The organism is Pseudomonas sp. CCI4.2 (genome assembly GCF_034350045.1).
Classification (GTDB): Bacteria; Pseudomonadota; Gammaproteobacteria; order Pseudomonadales; family Pseudomonadaceae; genus Aquipseudomonas.
The window spans coordinates 4,947,342-4,968,615 of sequence record NZ_CP133781.1 but is presented as its reverse complement, the minus strand read 5'-3'; the positions used below and the strand labels follow the sequence as shown (position 1 = coordinate 4,968,615).

16 protein-coding genes are annotated in these 21,274 nt (G+C 56.9%); 11 read left to right on the top strand and 5 right to left on the bottom strand.

Annotated elements, in window-relative coordinates; translation table 11 throughout:
- Positions 1-40: 40 nt before the first annotated feature.
- Positions 41-481, bottom strand: coding sequence for a universal stress protein (locus RHM65_RS22555; protein ID WP_322168645.1), 441 nt, complete (start codon positions 479-481; stop codon positions 41-43).
- A 97-nt stretch (positions 482-578) separates the two neighbouring features.
- Here RHM65_RS22555 and RHM65_RS22550 point away from each other — a divergent pair, with 97 nt between their 5' ends.
- From RHM65_RS22550 to RHM65_RS22520, 7 genes are all read left to right on the top strand, one after another.
- Complete coding sequence (locus RHM65_RS22550) at positions 579-1,016, top strand: hypothetical protein (protein WP_322168648.1); 438 nt, start codon at positions 579-581, stop codon at positions 1,014-1,016.
- 604 nt (positions 1,017-1,620) lie between these two features.
- Positions 1,621-3,768: a fatty acid oxidation complex subunit alpha FadB gene (gene fadB / locus RHM65_RS22545; RefSeq protein ID WP_322168651.1), complete on the top strand. Its 2,148-nt coding sequence runs from the start codon at positions 1,621-1,623 to the stop codon at positions 3,766-3,768.
- Between the two features lie 24 nt (positions 3,769-3,792).
- Positions 3,793-4,968 (top strand): acetyl-CoA C-acyltransferase FadA, encoded by a 1,176-nt coding sequence (gene fadA / locus RHM65_RS22540; protein WP_322168653.1) that lies wholly within the window; start codon positions 3,793-3,795, stop codon positions 4,966-4,968.
- 125 nt (positions 4,969-5,093) lie between these two features.
- On the top strand, positions 5,094-5,330 hold the full coding sequence (locus RHM65_RS22535) for a DUF1653 domain-containing protein (RefSeq protein WP_322168656.1): 237 nt from the start codon (positions 5,094-5,096) through the stop codon (positions 5,328-5,330).
- A 114-nt stretch (positions 5,331-5,444) separates the two neighbouring features.
- Positions 5,445-8,057 carry a type I DNA topoisomerase gene (gene topA / locus RHM65_RS22530; RefSeq protein ID WP_322168660.1) on the top strand — a complete coding sequence of 871 codons (2,613 nt, stop codon included), beginning with the start codon at positions 5,445-5,447 and terminating at the stop codon, positions 8,055-8,057.
- 158 nt (positions 8,058-8,215) lie between these two features.
- Positions 8,216-8,737: a DUF6586 family protein gene (locus RHM65_RS22525; protein ID WP_322168663.1), complete on the top strand. Its 522-nt coding sequence runs from the start codon at positions 8,216-8,218 to the stop codon at positions 8,735-8,737.
- A gap of 69 nt (positions 8,738-8,806) precedes the next feature.
- The gene (locus tag RHM65_RS22520) at positions 8,807-9,040 is read left to right on the top strand and encodes a hypothetical protein (RefSeq protein WP_322168666.1); all 234 of its coding nucleotides are present in this window, start codon (positions 8,807-8,809) and stop codon (positions 9,038-9,040) included.
- Between the two features lie 24 nt (positions 9,041-9,064).
- Here RHM65_RS22520 and sulA read toward each other — a convergent pair whose 3' ends face one another.
- On the bottom strand, positions 9,065-9,538 hold the full coding sequence (gene sulA, locus RHM65_RS22515) for an SOS-induced cell division inhibitor SulA (protein ID WP_322168669.1): 474 nt from the start codon (positions 9,536-9,538) through the stop codon (positions 9,065-9,067).
- A 10-nt stretch (positions 9,539-9,548) separates the two neighbouring features.
- Positions 9,549-10,157 (bottom strand): transcriptional repressor LexA, encoded by a 609-nt coding sequence (lexA, locus tag RHM65_RS22510; RefSeq protein WP_322168672.1) that lies wholly within the window; start codon positions 10,155-10,157, stop codon positions 9,549-9,551.
- A 286-nt stretch (positions 10,158-10,443) separates the two neighbouring features.
- On the opposite strand from lexA, the gene RHM65_RS22505 reads away from it, so the two are divergent.
- From RHM65_RS22505 to RHM65_RS22495, 3 genes are all read left to right on the top strand, one after another.
- A complete protein-coding gene (locus tag RHM65_RS22505; protein ID WP_322168675.1) occupies positions 10,444-11,148 on the top strand; it encodes a TetR/AcrR family transcriptional regulator in 705 nt (234 codons plus the stop codon).
- Positions 11,149-11,345: 197 nt separating this feature from the next.
- Positions 11,346-12,344 carry a beta-N-acetylhexosaminidase gene (gene nagZ / locus RHM65_RS22500; protein ID WP_322170838.1) on the top strand — a complete coding sequence of 333 codons (999 nt, stop codon included), beginning with the start codon at positions 11,346-11,348 and terminating at the stop codon, positions 12,342-12,344.
- A 12-nt stretch (positions 12,345-12,356) separates the two neighbouring features.
- Positions 12,357-13,097 carry an S-methyl-5'-thioinosine phosphorylase gene (locus RHM65_RS22495; RefSeq protein WP_322168678.1) on the top strand — a complete coding sequence of 247 codons (741 nt, stop codon included), beginning with the start codon at positions 12,357-12,359 and terminating at the stop codon, positions 13,095-13,097.
- 96 nt (positions 13,098-13,193) lie between these two features.
- Here the strand turns inward: RHM65_RS22495 and RHM65_RS22490 are convergent, their stop codons facing one another.
- Positions 13,194-15,896 carry a DEAD/DEAH box helicase gene (locus RHM65_RS22490; RefSeq protein ID WP_322168681.1) on the bottom strand — a complete coding sequence of 901 codons (2,703 nt, stop codon included), beginning with the start codon at positions 15,894-15,896 and terminating at the stop codon, positions 13,194-13,196.
- Positions 15,897-16,025: 129 nt separating this feature from the next.
- Positions 16,026-19,478: a transcription-repair coupling factor gene (mfd, locus tag RHM65_RS22485; RefSeq protein WP_322168683.1), complete on the bottom strand. Its 3,453-nt coding sequence runs from the start codon at positions 19,476-19,478 to the stop codon at positions 16,026-16,028.
- Positions 19,479-19,656: 178 nt separating this feature from the next.
- On the opposite strand from mfd, the gene RHM65_RS22480 reads away from it, so the two are divergent.
- Entirely contained in the window at positions 19,657-21,120 is a 1,464-nt protein-coding gene (locus RHM65_RS22480) for a glyceraldehyde-3-phosphate dehydrogenase (protein WP_322168687.1), read from the top strand.
- Positions 21,121-21,274: the final 154 nt, after the last annotated feature.

Genomic DNA, 21,274 nt, shown 5'->3' with positions numbered 1-21,274 from the left:
CCTATACCGCCTCGCTAACAAGCTGGCTTCTACAGATTTGTCAGCTCTGCACTTTCAAGCGCACAGCCAGTACGTCGCATGGCGCGCCGTGAAGAACGTCGTTAGCCGTGGAGCCCAGCAGCAAGGCCAGGCCGTGCCGGCCATGGCTGCCGACAACGATCAAATCGCAGTTTTGCGCTTTGGCCAGCTGATGAATTTCCTGACGAGGCTGGCCGTAAGTCAGATGGGCGTCGCCGATGCTCACTTCCGGATACTTCAATTTCAAGGCTTCGAGCTTTTCTTTGGCTTGATCAAATTGCTGTTGCTGCAGTTGCGACAGGTCCATGGGCACGTCGCCGCCAAACGCCATCGCCATGGGCTCAACGATGTGCACCAGTGAGAGCTTGGCGTGGTTGCTGACCGCCAATTCACGCGCTCGGCGAATAACGGGATCGCACTCTTCAGTAAGGTCGATAGCGACCAAGATATGTTCGTACGGCATGAGGAGTACCCCTTGAGGATTACGATAGCCTTGAGTATGGCTCTTTCGCGCACAACCATGTGCGCTATTAAATGATGGTTATTTCTGGGAAAGAACTATGACGGTCTGGATAGTGCTGTCAATACTTGCGCTGATTTTGAGCCCTTTAGCTTGGTTGCGACCTTCACGCCGGCAAAGTGGAAGAATGGCCTTGCGCATGGAGGCGCGTCGTATCGGTTTGGGGATGCAGCTCGCGCCTCAAGATTGGCCGCATTGGCTGCCTACTGAACCGCCCAGCCCTTGTGCGCAATATCACCTACCGCGCAGCCGCAAAGAGCCGGCGTGCTGGGTTTACTGGCAAGCCGAGCCGGGCGTCTGGCTAAATCAATGGCGCGAACCCTGTGACAACGCATCATTGATGGCGCAGTTTTGTCTGCTGCCCTCCGACGTTTTCAAGGTCGAAGCGGGCCAACAGCTCATTTCCCTGTATTGGGCTGAGCGCGGCGAGCCCGAAATATTGCAGCGAATTTCTGCGGCGCTCAGAGCGTTGGCTTAACGCCACGAATACGCTTTCAGCGAAAGGCAGGCAATAAAAAGCCCGACAACAACATCGGGCCAGGGTTGGCCAGGCAGGCCGGATAATCTGCAGCGACCCCTTGCGCAACGCGGGGGCGGACTTGTCGTCACGAACCTGAAGCCCGTTTTCATAGGGCTGATTCGTCAGTGCGCTGAATGTAGACCTTCCTGCGGGGTTTGTCGCGATAGTGCCTCTTTTTTATCCGTGCCCGGTTGAATTGCCCCGATTGGGTGCGGCAGTCGCGTGAGTCTGCGAATTATTATTCCAGCGAATATTCCTACATCCGTTCCGTATCAAACCTGCGGCTGATGTGGCGTTGGTTACTGGCGTGTCGATATTTCGCTGCATTCACCGGCATTTTGCGGAATTGACAATTGCCAGGATTTCCGTGATGGTGTCCACACCCAAATCAAACGGGCGTATGAAATGAGCGTTTGCATCGAGAAAGCTCTTACAGAATCCCGAGTATCGCGTCGGCGGGTGTGCCTAGGCGGTTGGTAGTAGCAACGGCGTAAGCCGTGTTTACGTCAGCCTCTAGCGTCCAGCGCGTATTGTTCAGCTTCCATATCGTGGAGATCAGTTGATGATTTACGAAGGTAAAGCCATCACGGTTAAGGCCCTTGAAAGTGGCATCGTCGAACTGAAGTTCGATCTCAAGGGTGAGTCCGTCAACAAGTTCAACCGTCTAACCCTAAACGAACTGCGTCAGGCCGTAGATAGCATCAAGGCTGATGGTTCGATCAAAGGTGTGATCGTCAGCAGTGGCAAAGACGTTTTCATCGTCGGCGCCGACATCACCGAGTTCGTCGAGAACTTCAAGTTGCCGGATGCTGAGCTGGTGGCTGGCAACCTCGAAGCCAACAAGATCTTCAGCGATTTCGAAGACCTCGGTGTTCCAACCGTCGTAGCCATCAATGGAATCGCGCTAGGCGGCGGTTTTGAAATGTGCTTGGCGGCTGACTTCCGTGTCATGTCGAGCAGCGCCAAAGTCGGTTTGCCTGAAGTCAAACTGGGCTTGTACCCCGGTTTCGGCGGCACCGTTCGTTTGCCGCGCCTTATTGGCGCCGATAACGCCATCGAGTGGATCGCTTCAGGCAAGGAAAACCGTGCTGAAGACGCGCTGAAAGTCGGCGCGGTCGATGCGGTTGTTGCGCCAGAGAAGTTGGCCGAAGCTGCGCTGGATTTGATCAAACGCGCTATTTCCGGCGAGTTCGATCACAAGGCCAGGCGTCAGCCTAAGCTGGACAAGCTCAAGCTCAACGCTATTGAACAGATGATGGCGTTCGAAACGGCTAAGGGTTTCGTTGCGGGGCAGGCTGGCCCGAACTACCCAGCACCGGTTGAGGCGATCAAGTCTATCCAGAAAGCCGCCAACTTTGGCCGTGACAAGGCGCTGGAAATCGAAGCCGCCGGCTTCGTCAAAATGGCCAAGACCTCGGCTGCGCAGAGCTTGATCGGCCTGTTCCTGAACGATCAGGAACTGAAGAAAAAAGCCAAGATCTACGATGAGGTCGCAAAAGACGTGAAACAGGCCGCCGTACTCGGCGCCGGGATCATGGGCGGCGGCATTGCCTATCAGTCGGCCGTCAAAGGCACGCCGATCCTGATGAAGGATATTCGCGAAGACGCCATTCAATTGGGTCTGAACGAAGCGTCCAAGCTGTTGGGCAATCGTGTCGACAAAGGTCGTTTGACCTCGGCGAAGATGGCCGTCGCGCTAAACGCGATTCGTCCTACGCTTTCCTACGGCGATTTCGGCACCGTCGACTTCGTGGTTGAAGCCGTGGTCGAGAACCCAAAGATCAAGCAAGCGGTACTGGCCGAAGTAGAAGGTCAAGTTAAAGACGATACGATTCTGGCGTCGAATACTTCGACCATCTCTATCAGTCTGTTGGCCAAAGCCCTAAAGCGTCCGGAAAACTTCGTCGGCATGCACTTCTTCAACCCAGTGCACATGATGCCGCTGGTGGAAGTCATTCGTGGCGAGAAGTCCAGCGAAGTAGCAGTAGCAACCGCTGTGGCCTACGCCAAGAAAATCGGTAAAAACCCGATCGTGGTCAATGACTGCCCAGGCTTCCTGGTCAACCGTGTGCTGTTCCCGTACTTCGGCGGTTTCGCCAAACTGGTCAGCGCCGGCGTGGATTTCGTCCGTATCGACAAGGTGATGGAAAAATTCGGCTGGCCAATGGGCCCGGCGTACCTGATGGACGTGGTCGGTATCGACACCGGTCACCACGGTCGCGACGTGATGGCTGAAGGTTTCCCTGATCGCATGAAGGACGACCGTCGTTCGGCGGTAGACGTGCTTTACGAAGCCAATCGTCTGGGCCAGAAAAACGGCAAGGGTTTCTACGCGTACGAAATGGACAAGAAAGGCAAGCCGAAGAAAGTCACGGATGCCGCTGTGCTTGAAGTCCTTAAGCCGATTGTCTACGAACAACGCGAAGTGTCCGACGACGACATTATCAACTGGTTGATGATTCCGCTGTGCTTGGAAACGGTTCGTTGCCTGGAAGACGGCATCGTTGACACTGCTGCCGAAGCCGATATGGGCTTGATCTACGGCATCGGTTTCCCTCCTTTCCGTGGCGGTGCGCTGCGATACATCGACTCCGTTGGTGTGGCCGAATTCGTTGCCCTGGCTGACAAATATGCTGATCTGGGCGCCTTGTACCACCCGACCGCGAAGCTGCGTGAGATGGCCGAAAATGGCCAAAGCTTCTTCGGTTAAGCGCCCAACGACAGAGAGGAATTTATGAGCTTGAATCCGAGAGACGTCGTGATTGTTGACTTCGGTCGCACCCCGATGGGCCGCTCCAAGGGTGGCATGCACCGTAATACCCGCGCTGAAGATATGTCCGCGCACCTGATCAGCAAATTGCTGGAGCGCAACGTCAAGGTTGACCCTGCGGAAGTTGAAGACGTGATCTGGGGTTGTGTAAACCAGACCCTGGAACAGGGCTGGAACATCGCCCGCATGACGTCACTGCTGACTCAGATTCCGCACACCGCCGCTGCGCAGACGGTCAGCCGCCTGTGTGGTTCGTCCATGAGTGCGCTGCACACTGCCGCGCAAGCGATCATGACCGGTAACGGCGATGTGTTCGTGGTCGGCGGTGTCGAACACATGGGCCACGTCAGCATGATGCACGGTGTAGATCCGAACCCGCACATGTCGCTGTACGCTGCCAAGGCGTCGGGGATGATGGGGCTGACTGCAGAGATGCTCGGTAAAATGCACGGCATCACCCGCGAAGCCCAGGATGCTTTTGGTCTGCGTTCGCATCAGTTGGCCTACAAGGCAACGATCGAAGGTAAGTTCAAAGACGAAATTATCCCGATGCACGGGTATGACGAGAATGGCTTCCTGAAAATGTTCGACTACGACGAAACCATTCGTCCGGATACAACATTGGAAAGCCTGGCCGCCTTGAAACCGGCCTTCAACCCTAAAGGCGGTACGGTAACGGCGGGCACCTCCTCGCAAATCACCGACGGTGCATCGTGCATGATTGTCATGTCGGCACAGCGTGCTCACGACCTCGGTATTCAGCCTATGGCGGTGATTCGCTCGATGGCGGTGGCCGGTGTGGACCCTGCAATCATGGGCTATGGTCCGGTGCCAGCGACCCAAAAAGCCTTGAAGCGTGCAGGCCTTAATATTACTGATATCGACTTCTTCGAGCTTAACGAAGCTTTCGCCGCACAGGCCCTGCCAGTGCTGAAAGATTTGAAAGTGCTCGACAAGATGAACGAGAAGGTTAACCTGCACGGCGGCGCTATCGCTCTTGGCCATCCATTTGGGTGTTCTGGTGCTCGTATCTCCGGTACGTTACTGAACGTCATGAAACAGAATGGCGGGAACCTTGGCGTTGCTACCATGTGCATTGGCCTCGGTCAGGGCATTGCCACCGTCTTCGAACGCGTTTAACGGTTCCTCAGATGGGAAGCCGGGGCCAAGTGCCCCGGCTTTTGTTTTTCTAAAAAGCTGGTTTTTTGCAAAAAGTTGCATTTTAAAATAATTTATTTTCGAGTTTCATTTTCGAGGGCCGCAGTATGCAGTTACAGCCTGGACTCTATCGCCATTACAAGGGCCCTGAGTACCGCGTATTCAGCATCGCCCGAAACTCCGAAACCGAAGAAGAAGTGGTGTTCTATCAAGCGCTCTATGGCGATTACGGCCTTTGGGTACGTCCCTTGAGCATGTTCCTGGAGTCCGTCGAAGTTGACGGCGAACAGGTGCCACGCTTTGCTTTGGTTCAAGCCGAACCGAGCCTGTTTTCAAGGCCTTGAGTAGAGATCGCGCAATAGCCTGTGCTTGACCTCGCCTTATTGCCACTATATATAGCGGTGCCTCAACAGGGCACCAAGCGCCTTTCATTTCTAAATTCAGGAATTTTCTGATCCATGGGCAAATCGCTGGTCATCGTGGAATCCCCGGCTAAGGCCAAGACCATCAACAAGTACTTGGGTAACCAGTACGTGGTGAAGTCGAGTATCGGCCATATCCGAGACTTGCCCACCAGCGGTTCGGCTAGCGCCAGCAAAGAGCCTGCTGCCAAGCGCGGCAAGGCTGCTGTGGGCGAGGGGCCTGTCCTGACACCTAAAGAAAAGGCCAAGCGCCAGCTTGTGTCGCGGATGGGTGTCGATCCTGATCACGGCTGGAAAGCCAAGTACGAGATCCTTCCTGGTAAAGAGAAAGTGATCGAAGAGCTGCGCCGGCTTGCCAAAGATGCTGACATCATCTATCTCGCAACCGACTTGGATCGCGAGGGGGAAGCCATTGCCTGGCACCTGCGCGAAGCCATCGGTGGTGATGACAGCCGCTACAAGCGTGTGGTGTTCAACGAGATCACCAAGAAAGCAATCCAGGAAGCCTTCTCTAAACCGGGCGAATTGGATATTGATCGGGTCAATGCGCAACAAGCACGTCGATTCCTCGACCGCGTCGTGGGTTACATGGTCTCGCCGCTGCTCTGGCAGAAAGTTGCCCGTGGCCTGTCGGCAGGTCGCGTTCAATCGGTTGCGGTGAAGCTGGTGGTGGAACGCGAACGGGAAATCCGCGCGTTCAACCCCGAAGAATATTGGGAAATCCACGCAGACCTCGGCACCGCCAAGGGCGCAAACGTGCGTTTCGAAGTCGCTCGTGAAAACGGCGAAGCGTTCAAACCGCTGAACGAAACCACCGCCATGGCCGCGCTGGAGAAGCTCAAGGCTTCCAGCTACAGCATCGTCAAGCGCGAAGATAAGCCGACCAGCAGCAAACCGTCGGCGCCGTTCATCACGTCCACATTGCAACAGGCCGCCAGCAACCGCCTGGGCTATGGCGTGAAGAAAACCATGATGATGGCCCAGCGCTTGTACGAAGCGGGTTACATCACCTACATGCGTACCGACTCGACTAATCTGTCGGTCGATGCCGTGACCATGGCTCGCGCTTACATCGAAACCGAGTTCGGCAAGAAATACCTGCCGGAGGCGCCAAACGTCTACAGCAGCAAAGAAGGCGCACAAGAGGCTCACGAAGCGATTCGTCCTTCAGACGTCAACACCCACCCTAGCAAGCTGACGGGGATGGAGCGTGACGCTGAGCGCCTCTATGAGCTTATCTGGCGCCAATTCGTTGCCTGCCAGATGCCTCCGGCGCAATACCTGTCGACTACCGTCAGTGTCGCCGCTGGGACCTTCGAGTTGCGGGCCAAGGGCCGCATCCTCAAGTTCGACGGTTACACCCGCGTTCTGCCGCAGATGGCCAAGCCGGGCGACGACGATGTGTTGCCCGACATGGGGCAGGGCGACAACCTCAAGCTCAACAAGATTGACCCGACCCAGCACTTCACCAAGCCGCCTGCGCGTTACTCCGAAGCGAGTTTGGTCAAAGAAATGGAAAAACGCGGAATTGGCCGTCCATCGACCTACGCCGCGATCATTTCAACTATTCAGGATCGAGGCTACGTGGCGCTGCATAACCGCCGCTTCTATTCCGAAAAAATGGGCGACATCGTTACCGGGCGCCTGTCTGAAAGCTTTTCCAATCTCATGGACTACGGTTTTACCGCCGGCATGGAAGAGAACCTCGATGACGTCGCTCAAGGTCAGCGCGACTGGAAAAACGTCCTCGACGAGTTCTACGGTGACTTCAAGAAAAAACTTGAAGTGGCCGAGGCTGCCGACAGCGGCATGCGCGCCAACCAACCGGTGATGACCGATATCGCCTGTAAGGTGTGCGGTCGCCCGATGCAAATCCGTACCGCCTCCACCGGCGTGTTCCTCGGTTGTTCCGGTTACAGCCTGCCGCCGAAAGAGCGCTGCAAGGCAACGGTCAATCTGACGCCAGGCGATGAAATCGCCGAGGACGATGAAGGCGAGTCTGAATCCCGTGTATTGCGTGGCAAGCACCGTTGCCACATCTGCAGCACGGCGATGGACGCTTACCTGCTGGACGAGAAACACAAGCTGCACATTTGCGGAAATAACCCTGATTGCGTGGGTTATGAAGTTGAAGAGGGCACCTACCGGATCAAGGGCTATGAAGGCCCGAGCCTGGAATGTGACAAGTGCGGCAGCGAGATGCAGCTCAAGACCGGTCGTTTCGGCAAGTTCTTCGGCTGCACCAACCCCGAGTGCAAAAACACCCGCAAACTGCTGAAAAGCGGTGAAGCGGCCGGGCCGAAAATGGACCCGGTGAAGATGCCTGAGCTAAAGTGCGAGAAGGTTACCGACACCTATATCTTGCGTGACGGTGCTTCAGGTTTGTTCCTGGCCGCCAGTCAGTTCCCGAAAAATCGCGAGACCCGTGCGCCACTGGTGATCGAGATTGTTCCTCACCGGGACGAAATCGACCCCAAGTATCACTTCCTCTGCGACGCGCCGAAGAAGGATCCGGACGGGCACCCAGCGGTGATACGTTACAGCCGCAAAACCAAAGAGCAATATGTGCAGACTGAAGTGGAAGGCAAGCCGACAGGCTGGCGTGCGTTCTACGACGGTAAGGCCTGGAAGGTCGAAGACAAACGTTGATGATGTGCGCCTGACCGTTGGGTCGGGTGCTTTCAGTTGTCGGATGCTGGCTCGCCCGGTACGCATAATGCGTATTGCGCGAGCCAGATTTGCTTTGAGTCCAGCTGTTCTAAAATTGTTTTTGATGGCTAAAACTGTTTGTTATGGAGAGTCGCGCCATGGCCCATGAGCTTTATACCCGCACCAACCAGAAAATCTATTTCGCTGGGCTCGCCCTGGAAGCGCTTGGCAAAGCTGAAGACAGCCGCGCCATGAATGCACAGGCGCTGATCCAGTCCGAGCGCGAATGTGCGTTGTTTCATTTGTATGGCGCCTTGCTGGGCCTTTGCCATGAAATCGCCGGTTTCTATCGTTTGCCTCAGGCCAATGCACCCCGGGCAGAAATGTTGCTGACGCAGGAGGTGTTGAGCGCCGTTGCGATTCCTGAAATGGCAGAACTGATCGAACTGGCTCAGCATTCGCAAACCTGGCTGGCTCAGTTGTTGGCGGCGTATAACGCGCTGTTCCAGCCGCCTCGGGCACCGAAGAAGCCAAAGGGTGACGTGACTCAGCCGTCTATCATTGCCATCAGCCTAGGTGACGAGCCTGCTCCTGCCTTGACTCGCACGGAAATGGAAGACTGGCGTCAGCAGCTCAAGGGTCTGACGGTTCGTTTTCGCGAAGGGCTCAGTGAATGCTGAGTGATCGATGGGCTAGGGCTTGAGTCGAGTGGCTGATACAATGCCGCCCTTTCGTGGGGAGCAGTCGTTATGCCAACGTCTTTTTTAGAAATTGTCGAGTTGCCTGACGGTCGCATTGAGTTGCGCCGCGCCGAGGACGAAGGGTCTTTGGTTACGTTGGATTTTTCTGCAGATGCAAAAGCGTTCTTGCAGGGACAGCACGTAGAAATTGCTAAAGCGATGCTGAGTGTTGGCGTGCAGATGGCCGGGCGTCTCGCGGAAGGTGACCTCGATAAACACAATGGCCCGCGGATTCTCCACTGATCGCGGGTAGTTGCGGGCTGATAATCAGCCCAGTCGAATATTCAAACTTTGCGCATCGCCGATCCTGGCCGCACTGATCAGTTGTTGGCGTCCCACGCCATTGATCGGATTGATCCAGCTAACCACTGTGTGGCTGCGGCCCAAGCGCAGGGCTTCACACGTCAACTGCAGTGCGCTTTGAATGCCACGCGGTTGAAGCAGTAGAATCCGCTCTCGGTTGAGCCCCGCGTCACGCAGCCAGGCCTGAGTCAGGCTAGACGGGGGTGCAATCAGCGTTAGCCATCGCGCATCCTGATCCTGACTCAATTCCCGCAGAATGGGCGCCAAAAGGTTGAGGCAGTTCCCGGCCGCGCCGCGCAACGACAGTTCACTAAAAGCTTCTGGCGCTGTATTCCAGGGCGTTTCGACCACATCTGTAAGCAGCGGGGCGATGGGCTGTGCCATAAATGCCTCGAACAGTGGTAATTGAGCATGCTGTGGGGCTTGGTGGAACTGCATAACGTCTCCTTTAGCGGCGAATGACGCCGACGCTCAAACCTTCGATCACCAACTCCTGATCTTTAAGGTTCACTTCGATAGGGGCGAAATCAGGGTTTTCGGCAATCAGCCAGACCTTGCTGCCTTCTCGCTTGAAACGTTTTACCGTTACTTCGTCGCCTATCCGAGCGACCACGATCTGCCCGTTACGCGCTTCGCGGCAGGTGTGCACGGCAATCAGATCACCGTCGAAAATGCCGACGTCTTTCATGCTCATGCCGTGGACGCGTAACAGATAGTCGGCAGCGGGGTGGAAAAAGGCCGGGTTGATGTTGCAGGACTCTTCAATATGTTGCTGCGCAAGGATCGGGGCACCAGCAGCGACGCGACCGATAATGGGCAGGCTGCTTTCTTCTGATTTGGCTTCAAAGCCCGGAATTCGAATGCCTCGGGAAGCACCAGGGGTCATCTCGATGGCGCCCTTGCGGGCTAGCGCCTTGAGGTGTTCTTCCGCTGCGTTGGGCGATTTAAAGCCGAGTTCCTGAGCGATTTCCGCACGGGTCGGTGGATAGCCGTGGTCTTCAAGGCAGCGTTTGATGAAACCCAGAATTTCGGCTTGGCGTGGCGTCAGTTTCAGCATGTTGATCGCTCTGGCTTTTTATACAGTGACTGGGATTATATACAGTGATTGCGTCTTGGCAATCGTCCTTTTTATCCTGACCGCTGGACGGTCTCTACCAAGTAACCAAAGACTCGCTGCGGTCACCGGTTCCGCTAAGCCCTTAGGCCCCGGTTCGTATGCTGTCTAAGCAATGTTGTATGGTTGAATACAAGCGTGACTGCCCAGCCAGAAAATGAACGGACAGGGTTGACAAACAGCCCGCTTGAAACGTATGTTTCAAACAAGTGTTTGTCAGGCGAAGATCATGGCCCAGTCGGAAACAGTAGAACGCATCCTTGATGCTGCTGAGCAGTTGTTTGCGGAGAAAGGCTTTGCCGAAACTTCGCTGCGGTTGATTACCAGCAAAGCATCCGTCAATTTGGCGGCCGTGAATTATCACTTCGGTTCGAAGAAGGCCTTGATTCAAGCGGTGTTCTCGCGCTTTCTCGGGCCTTTCTGCGTCAGCCTAGACCGTGAGCTGGAGCGCCGTCAGACCAAGCCCGAACACAAACCTACGCTGGAAGAGCTGCTGGAAATCCTTGTCGAGCAAGCCTTGGCAGTCCAGCCTCGCAGCAACAACGATCTTTCTATATTCATGCGTTTGCTCGGTCTCGCGTTCAGCCAGAGCCAAGGCCACTTGCGGCGTTACCTTGAAGACATGTACGGCAAAGTCTTCCGGCGCTACATGCTGTTGGTCAACGAAGCCGCACCGCGCATTCCCCCGATCGAGCTGTTCTGGCGTGTGCATTTTATGCTCGGGGCGGCAGCCTTCAGCATGTCCGGGATCAAAGCTTTGCGCGCCATTGCCGAAACGGATTTCGGCGTGAACACCTCTATCGAACAGGTGATGCGACTGATGGTGCCGTTCCTGGCAGCTGGCATGCGCGCCGAAACCGGTGTCACCGACGATGCGATGGTTTCAGCACAGCTCAAGCCTCGCAGCAAAAGCCCGGTAGCCGCCAAGGTTTAGCGGGTGACGGGTGGGCGTGACGGCCTTCATCCGCTAAGCTAGCCGCTTATGCGTACCCCTCGGTTTATCCATGTCTCCCTCGCCCACTCGTTTGTCCTCAACGAGTTGCGCGTCTGGCTGTCTCCACTGTGCTTGATGCCGCGCCCTTGCAGGGCTTGGCAGTGTTGAGTTAAGGAATTTTCATGATGAGTTCAGGCCTGCAAGGCTCGTTGATGGTCGATGTCGCCGGTACGTGGCTGACCGCTGAAGATCGTCAGCTACTGCGTCAGCCCGAAGTGGGTGGTTTGATCATTTTTGCCCGCAACATCGAGCATCCTCGTCAAGTTCGGGAGCTGAGCGCGGCGATCCGAGCCGTTCGACCGGACGTGCTGATCGCGGTGGATCAAGAAGGCGGGCGCGTGCAGCGTTTGCGTCAGGGCTTTGTCCGCTTGCCAGCGATGCGGGCGATTGCCGACAACCCGAATGCAGAAGCACTGGCCGAGCATTGCGGATGGTTGATGGCGACTGAAGTCCTGGCGGTGGGGCTGGACCTGAGTTTTGCGCCGGTTCTGGACTTGGATTATCAGCGCAGTGCGGTCGTGGGCAGCCGCTCGTTCGACGGTGATCCCGAGCGCGTAGCCTTGCTGGCGGGGGCGTTTATTCGAGGGATGAACGCCGCTGGCATGGCCGCCACCGGTAAACACTTCCCTGGCCACGGTTGGGCTGAGGCCGATTCCCATGTCGCGATACCGACCGACGAACGCAGCCTGGATGAGATTCGGGCCAACGACCTGGTGCCGTTTGCCAGGCTAAGCAAGCAACTGGCGGCAGTGATGCCCGCTCATGTGATTTACCCACAGGTTGATTCACAGCCCGCGGGCTTTTCCCGCCTTTGGCTGCAAGATATCTTGCGTGGCGAATTGAAGTTCGATGGCGTGATCTTCAGTGATGACCTGTCCATGGCCGGCGCCCATGTAGTTGGGGACGCGGCGAGTCGTATCGAAGCGGCGCTTTCGGCAGGGTGTGACATGGGTTTGGTGTGTAACGATCGTGTGGCGGCTGAACTGGCCCTCAGCGCGGTGCAGCGGATGAAGGTCACGCCATCGCTGCGAATCGCGCGGATGCGCGGGCAGGCCTATGCCACCACTGAATACCGTCAGCACCCGCGCTGGCTGGCAGCGCTTGAAGCATTGCGCGCTGCCCAACTGATCGATTAAAGGACTTTTCCCATGACTGTTTACGCGATTATCGGCGGTACCGGCCTGACCCAGCTGGAAGGACTTAACATCCGTCAGTCTTTGCCCATGAACACGCCTTACGGCCTGCCTTCTGGCGAGATTCAGGTTGGTGACTACGCCGGGCGCGAAGTATTGTTTCTCGCGCGCCACGGGCATCCCCATCGCTTCCCCCCGCATCAAGTGAACTACCGCGCCAATCTCTGGGCCTTGAAACAGGCCGGAGCGCAGGCGATTTTGGCGGTCAATGCGGTCGGCGGAATTCACCCGGCGATGGGCACCGGTCACTTTTGCGTACCCCACCAGTTGATTGATTACACCAGCGGCCGTGAACACACGTACTTCGCCGATGACTTGGAGCACGTGACCCACATCGATTTCAGCTACCCCTACAGCGAAGAGCTGCGCGCCCGGCTGATCGCTGCGCTGGCTGCTGAAGGCTGTGATTACAGCGATCAAGGCGTGTATGCCTGCACCCAGGGCCCGCGCTTGGAAACCGTGGCGGAGATTGTTCGTCTGGAGCGCGACGGGTGCGATATCGTCGGCATGACCGGTATGCCCGAGGCTGCATTGGCTCGTGAGATCGACCTGGCTTACGCGTGTTTGGCGTTGGTGGTTAACCCTGCTGCGGGAAAATCTTCGGCGGTGATTACCATGGCGGAAATCGAACAGGCATTACACGACGGAATGGGCAAGGTTAAAGCGACATTGGCCCGAGTGTTGGCGGCTGATTGAGTACCGCAACACTCTGTAGCCAACTTGTTGGCGAGGCGGTCTAGTGCAGTTCGCTTTAAAGGGCCTCGCCAACAAGTTAGCTCAGAGTATTTTGCGTTAGTGCTTGGCCTTTTTCGGCTTGGGTGAGGGCAAAGGCAGCGGCGCGAACAACGCGCTGATGTCTTCGCTCTCCAGTCGCCAGTCACCCGCCGCTCGGCCATCCAGCACACCGGAGGCCAGCGCTGATTTTTCTTGCTGCAACCGCTGGATTTTCTCTTCGACGGTGCCGCGCGCGATCATTTTGTAAACGAACACGGGTTTGTCTTGACCGATGCGATACGCACGGTCGGTGGCCTGGTTTTCCGCTGCCGGGTTCCACCAGGGGTCGTAGTGAATCACGGTGTCGGCGGCAGTCAGGTTCAGACCGGTACCGCCGGCTTTCAGGCTGATCAGGAACACCGGCACCTTGCCGCTCTGAAAGTCGTGCACCGGCGCACGGCGGTCGCGGGTTTGGCCGGTAAGCAGCACATACTCGATTCCGCGTTGTTTCAGCTCCGCCTCGATCAAGGCGAGCATGGACGTGAATTGGGAGAACAACAGGATCTTTCGACCCTCGGCCAATAACTCGTCGAACATCTCCATCAGGCTGTGCAGTTTGGCTGAGCTGCCATGGCGCCCGGTGGTAGGAGCGCTGTTGACCAGGCGTAAATCGCAGCACACCTGGCGCAGTTTCAGCAGCGCCTCAAGAATAATGATCTGGCTGCCCGCCATGCCTTTGCGACTGATCTCCTCGCGAACCTTCTTGTCCATGGCCAGCCGGACGGTTTCGTATACATCACGCTGGGTGTCGTTGAGCTCGACCCAATGCACAATTTCGGTTTTCGGCGGGAGCTCGGTGGCGACTTGTTCTTTGGTTCGGCGCAGCAAGAACGGCTTGATTCGGGCATTCAAATGCTGCAGCCGCTCCTCGCTGCCGTCTTTTTCGATGGCTTTGCGGTAATTGCTATTGAAGTGTTTGTTGTCACCCAGCCAGCCCGGCATCAAAAAGTGAAACAGCGACCACAGCTCGCCCAAGTGGTTTTCCAGCGGTGTACCGCTCAGGCATAGACGTTGTCGGGCATTCAAGCTGCGTGCAGCATTAGCGGCCTTGCTGCGGGGATTCTTGATGTATTGCGCTTCGTCGAGTATCAGCACGTGCAGCGGTTGCTGCGCCAACAGTTCGACGTCACGCGGCAGCAACGCATAGGTGGTCAAGATCAGGTCGTAATCCTGCAGGTTCGCAAATTCGCGTTTTCTGCCAGCGCCATGCAGCGCCAGGATTTTCAAGTCAGGGGTGAAGCGCTCGGCTTCGTCCATCCAGTTAGGGATCAGGCTGGTCGGCATGACCGCCAGAGAAGGGCGATCCATTCGACCCGCTTGTTTCTCTATAAGCAGGTGAGCCAAGGTTTGCAGGGTTTTGCCCAGACCCATGTCATCAGCAAGAATGCCGCCCACTTCCAACTCGCGCAGTGACTGCATCCAGCTCAAGCCTTCGTGCTGATAGGGCCGCAACGTTGCGTTCAAGCGCTCAGGTACACCGACCGAAAAATTCTTGATGTTGGCCAAGCGATCAGCGAAACGACGCACGCGCTCGCCGCCTTCCCAAATCAACTGCAAGTCGTCTAATACCGTCAGGCGCGTAGCGTCAGCAGTGTTCAGCCGTAGCGCGTTATTGCCGTCGTCGTGCCAATAGAAGTCGCCCAAGGCTGCCAGCACCGGTTTCAGCCGACCATAAGGCAGCGCCACCTGAATCGGTTCGCCGCCTTTCTGCGTGAAATGATTGAGCTGTACCAGAAGCTGTTCGTCGTCGCGGCGTTTGGCTATCCCGCTGGCGCTCATCAACTCAGGGTGAGTGCGCAGCAGGTTGATCAAAATCGGCAATAAACTCAGGCGCTCGCCGTTGACGATAATCCCCAGTTCCAGGTCGAACCAGTCGTGTTCTGGCTGCTCCTGAATGACCGCATACCAGTCTTCGACCGGCGTGACGTCGAAACTGAAGTCGTCGTAAATATCAATTTCCCAGCCTTGGTCGCGCAGCAGCGGCAATTGGTGGGTCATGAAATGCAGCCAGGCTTTATCGTTCGGCAGTTCGAACATATCCCCGGCGCTGTCGGGTAGTGCCTTGCTTTGCCGAGTCGCCAGCTTAAAGCCACGTTCCTGCATCGCCTCGTAGCAGCGTTTTTCCTCATCGGCGTGGCGATGGAGGCGCAGGGTCTCGGTTTGCTCGTGCAAAACCATATCGACGGGTTTGCCCGCCGCATAGTAAGGACCATAGCCAAAAGCCAAGGCCGCGCGGTGCTGGAGGTGCCGTTGCATACGGCCGTTACGGGGTTCGTAGGCACTGTACTCGACACTGGCGACTGTCAGCCGTGGTCGTGGAAAGTAGTCGATTGCGCGTTCGGGCAGCGCCGGTTTTTGTTTTACGGGGGGAGCGAGATCGATCGTGGGTTCGGCGATGTCCAGCGCAGCAAGGATTGACGGCTGATTTTCCGGGGCTTGCAGGAAAAACAACGCGGCGGCGCAGTGCTTACAGTTGTTACGGACTGGACAGGTGCATTTGGCGATCACGAACTGGCTGTACTTCGCGGGGTCCTTGAGCTTGAGGGTCTGGGTGTAGATTTCCAGGCTTGAGCCTCGGCATAGCGTCTGGACTAATTCACCGCTCAGGTGGTGCAACATGATGCGTTGTTGCCGGGCATAGTCACGCCCTCGCTCAAGGCTCTGAGCTTTGAAACCATCTGCCCACGAAGAGGCTAAAACTCTTTCAAGAATTGACGACACAGTTCAATACAGCCCTACGCCGCAGCGGTGCTCAAAAGGCAAGAGGCGCAATGCGCCCCTTGAGTGCTTTGTGATAAACGTCGACCAGTATGGCCGGGCGCGCGGTTCAAGTAGAGCGCTTTTCTGGAATCACGCTTTTTTCGGAGCAAGACGTTCGAACAGCGCCTCTAGCGTGTTAAAGCGCTCTTCTGGCCGTTCCATGGGCACCATGAATTTGAACAGCGTGGCCCCTTCGAATTTGTAGCGGTTTGGCTGACCCTGAATCAGCTTGATCAGCACCAGCGGATCGACTTGGGTACTTGCGCTGAACTCAATACGCCCACCTTGCGGCCCAGCGTCGACTTTCTTGATACCCAATTGCTCGGCTTGCAGTTTGAGCAACGTCAGACGCACCAGATTCTTAGTCGGTTCAGGTAACAGGCCGAAGCGATCAATCATCTCGACCTGCAAGTCCTTGAGGCCATCTTCGTCGGCGGCGTTGGCAATGCGCTTGTAGAGGATCAGGCGGGTATGCACGTCAGGCAAATACGCCTCGGGAATCAGGGCCGGCAACCGAAGGTTGATTTCCGGGCCGCCACCCAAGGGCTGGTCGAGGTTCGGTTGTTCTCCCTTGCGAATGGCCTTGACTGCGCGTTCGAGCATTTCCATGTACAGGGTAAAGCCCACGGCCTGAATTTGCCCGCTCTGGCCATCGCCCAACAGTTCGCCCGCGCCACGGATTTCCAAGTCGTTGGTGGCGAGCACGAAGCCCGCTCCGAGGTCCTGGGTGTTGGCAATCGCTTCCAGACGCTTCTCGGCGTCCGGGGTGATTTGTGCTCGAGGCGGGGTCAGCAAATAGGCGTACGCCTGGTGGTGACTTCGACCCACCCGGCCGCGCAGTTGGTGCAGTTGTGCCAGACCAAACTTGTCGGCCCGTTCGATGATGATGGTGTTGGCGCTGGGCACGTCGATGCCGGTCTCGATGATGGTCGAGGCGATCAGCACGTTGAAGCGCTTATGGTAGAAATCGCTCATTACCTGTTCGAGGTCGCGTTCACGCATTTGCCCGTGGCCAATACCGATGCGCGCTTCCGGCACCAGCTCAGCGAGGTCGGCGGCGCATTTCTCGATGGTTTTGACGTCGTTGTGCAAGTAGTAAACCTGCCCACCACGCAGCAGTTCACGCAGCAAGGCTTCTTTGACGGTGCTTTTGTTGTTCTCCATGACAAAGGTGCGCACCGACAAACGACGCGCCGGCGGGGTGGCGATAATCGACAAATCGCGCATCCCCGACACGGCCATGTTCAGCGTTCGCGGAATCGGTGTTGCGGTCAGGGTCAGGATATCGACTTCACTGCGCAGGGCCTTGAGCTGTTCCTTCTGGCGCACCCCGAAACGGTGTTCTTCGTCGATGATCACCAGCCCGAGGTTCTTTATCTTCACGTCGTCTTGCAGCAGCTTGTGCGTGCCAATCACGATGTCGATTTTGCCCTCGGCCAAGTCCGCGACAGCGGCGTTGATCTCTTTGGCGGACTTGAAGCGGCTCATGACCTCGACGCTGACCGGCCAATCGGCAAAGCGGTCGCGGAAGCTGTTGTAGTGCTGTTGGGCGAGGAGGGTGGTCGGCACCAGAATGGCGACCTGGCGACCGCCGTGCACGGCGATGAACGCCGCGCGCATGGCCACTTCAGTTTTGCCGAAGCCCACGTCGCCGCACACTAGGCGGTCCATCGGCTTTGGCGCGAGCATGTCGGCGCGCACGGCATCGATGGTGGTTTGCTGGTCTGGAGTTTCTTCGAACGGGAAGCCGGCGCTGAAGGTCGCGTAGTCGGCTTTCGGGTCGGCGAAGGCATAGCCCTCACGGGCGGCTCGACGGGCATAGATGTCGAGCAATTCAGCGGCCACATCACGGACTTGTTCGGCGGCTTTGCGCTTGGCTTTCTGCCAGGTCTCAGAACCCAACCGATGCAGCGGCGCCAAGGCGTCATCGCTGCCGGTATAACGTGCAATCAAGTGCAGGCTGGCCACCGGCACGTACAATTTCGCCTCTTCGGCGTACGCCAGCATCAGAAACTCGGCGACCTGGTTTTCGACTTCCAGTGTTGCCAACCCAAGATAGCGACCTACGCCGTGGTCGATGTGGACCACGGGGGCGCCTTCGCGCAGTTCAGTGAGGTTTTTGATCACTGCGTCGTTATTACCACCGTCGGTGCGTTTCTCCCGACGTCGACGCTGCATGACCCGCTGGCCGAACAGCGGGCTTTCTGCGATCAGCGCAAGAGCTGGCTGCTCCAGAATGAGGCCTTCGTCCAACGGCCCAATGGTGATCGACAGGCGATCTTTGCCTTCGATGAAGTCTGTCCAGCCGTCGACGGTTTTTGGCCGCAGCTTCAGGCGCTCCAGTAGCTCCAGCAACACTTCGCGGCGCCCGGCAGACTCGGCGGTAAACAACACGCGCCCCGCAAAATCGTCGAGAAACTTTGATAGCGCGGCCAGTGGTTGGGTGGCCTTGGATTCGATGGCCAGGTCTGGCAGCGGCAGAACCGGGAACCGTTCACGGCCGACGCCGGTTTCGACGTCTTGTTGGCTGGCGACTATCCGTGGCCAGCTTTTCAGGCGGGCGAAACAGTCTTCTACCGGCAGGAATAATTCGCTGGGCGGCAGCAACGGCCGTTCGGGATCGACTTTGCGCTCTTCATAGCGGTTGCGCACATCACTCCAGAAGTTCTCGGCCGCTTGTTCAATGCCGGGCAGCGAGAACACCTGGGTGTCTTGGGGCAGGTAATCGAACAGGGTCGAGGTTTCATCGAAGAACAGCGGCAGGTAGTACTCGATTCCGGCCGGCGTGATCCCGCTGCTCAAGTCCTGAAAGATCGGGCACTTGCGGAAATCTACGTCGAAGCGCTCGCGAAACCGGGCCTTGAAGCGGGTCACGGCATCTTTTTGCAGCGGAAACTCGCGCGCGGGCAGCAGCCGAACCGACTGCACCTTGTCGATGGAGCGCTGGGTTTCCGGGTCAAAGGTGCGCAGGGTTTCGATTTCGTCGTCGAACAGATCGATCCGGTACGGCAGTTTGCTGCCCATGGGGAACAGATCGATCAGCGCGCCACGGACGGCAAACTCACCGTGCTCGTACACGGTATCAACGCAGCGATAACCACTGGCTTCGAGCCGGGTGCGCATTTGTTCGACGTCGAGCTTTTGGCCGATGTCCAGCACCAGGCTGCTGCCGAGCAAAAACTTGGTCGGCGCCAGTCGGTGCAGGGCGGTGGTGATGGGGACCACCAGCACGCCGTGCGCCAGTTCTGGCAGCCGGTACAGGCTGGCAATGCGCTGGGAAATAATATCCTGATGCGGAGAAAACAGGTCGTAGGGCAGGGTTTCCCAGTCTGGAAAATGAAGAACCGGCAAGTCCGGCGCAAAAAAGCCGAGTTCTTGCTCAAGACGCTCGGCGCTTTGGCTGTCAGCGGTTAGCAGCAGCGTAAAACGCTTGGCAGCACTGGCGGCCTCGGCAATGGCCAGACTGAGGGCAGCACCGGGCAAATTGCCCCAGTGTTGTTTGCCTGCCGCAGCAGGGAGTATCGGTAGACGCAGAACGGGCACGGAAGGTTGAGCTCCAGCGTTGCGACAGGGCCGGCGATTGTAGCGAACGAAGGCGTGTGCTGTCAGTTTTCAGCGTTTCACGTGCATGGAATTTATGTAGTGCTGTGTGATCTCACTGTCACGCATTGCTCATAAACAAAGGCGGCGGCATAATGTAGTCCCTTTTTTCAGCCCCTACATGTGGAAGGTTCCCGTGACTCAGAAGCCCGACCAGTGTCTTGGTGAATGGATCGATCGTGAAGCCCTCGCCGAGGCAATGATCCCTCTCATCGGTCAGCTCTACCGCAATAATAATGTGGTGAGCTCGATTTATGGCCGCAGCCTGATCAACCGTTCAGTCATCGCAATTCTTAAAGCACATCGCTTTGCTCGTCACCGTCAGGCCGATGGCGTCGAGTTGTCCGTGCATGAGACGTTCCCGCTGCTTAAAGCCATGAGTGAGCTAAAACTGGGTGCCGCTTCGGTGGACCTGGGCAAGCTGGCCGTGAAATTCAAGGCTGAAGGCAAGGGCCGCAGCGCCGAGCAATTTGTACGTGATGAGTTGGCCGATGTAGTGGGTCAGCAAAGCGCTACCTCGGGCAAAGGCACCGATGTCGTGCTGTACGGTTTTGGCCGGATTGGTCGCCTGTTGGCGCGGATTCTGATCGAAAAAACCGGCGGCGGCGATGGCTTGCGTCTGCGGGCGATTGTTGTGCGCAAAGGCGCCGACAATGATTTGATCAAGCGTGCCAGCCTGTTGCGTCGCGACTCGGTACATGGCCCGTTCGATGGCACCATCACCATTGATGAAGCCAACAACACCATCACCGCCAACGGCAACCTGATTCAGGTGATCTACGCCAAGAACCCTACTGACGTGGATTACACTCAGTACGGCATCAAGAATGCCTTGCTGGTAGATAACACCGGTGTGTGGCGCGATGCCGAAGGCCTGGGCCAGCATTTGACCTGCCCGGGCATCGCCCGCGTTGTGTTGACTGCGCCGGGTAAAGGCAAGCTGAAGAATATCGTGCATGGCATCAACCATGACCAGATTACCCCTGATGACTTGATCATTTCGGCGGCTTCTTGCACCACCAACGCCATCGTGCCGGTGCTCAAAGCGGTCAACGACAAGTTCGGTATCGTCAACGGTCACGTTGAAACGGTTCACTCGTACACCAACGACCAGAACCTGATCGACAACTTCCACAAGGGTGATCGCCGTGGCCGTAGTGCCGCGCTGAACATGGTCATCACCGAAACCGGTGCCGCCACCGCCGCCGCCAAGGCCCTGCCTGAGCTGGCTGGCAAGTTGACCGGCAATGCGATCCGGGTACCGACACCTAACGTGTCGATGGCGATTCTCAACCTGACCCTTGAAAAACCCACCACCCGCGAAGAAATCAACGAGTACTTGCGCTACATGGCAATGCACTCGGATCTGCATAAGCAGATCGATTTTGTTCACTCGCTGGAAGTGGTTTCAACCGATTTCGTTGGCTCGCGTCACGCCGGTGTTGTCGATGCTGAAGCGACTATCTGCAACGACAACCGCGTTGTTCTGTACGTGTGGTACGACAACGAATTCGGTTACAGCTGCCAGGTGGTGCGCGTTATGGAAGATATTGCTGGGGTTAACCCGCCAGCTTTTCCGAAGTAAGCAGCGGTTGTAAAAAATGCCCTGATGAGTCGGGGCATTTTTTTGTCTGCTGTCTGGTGTTCGATGGATATTGCACCCACATGACGATCAAAAACGGTGGGAGCAGGCTTGTCTGCGAAAGTCGCGACTCGGTGGTGACTGACCGCATTCGTCG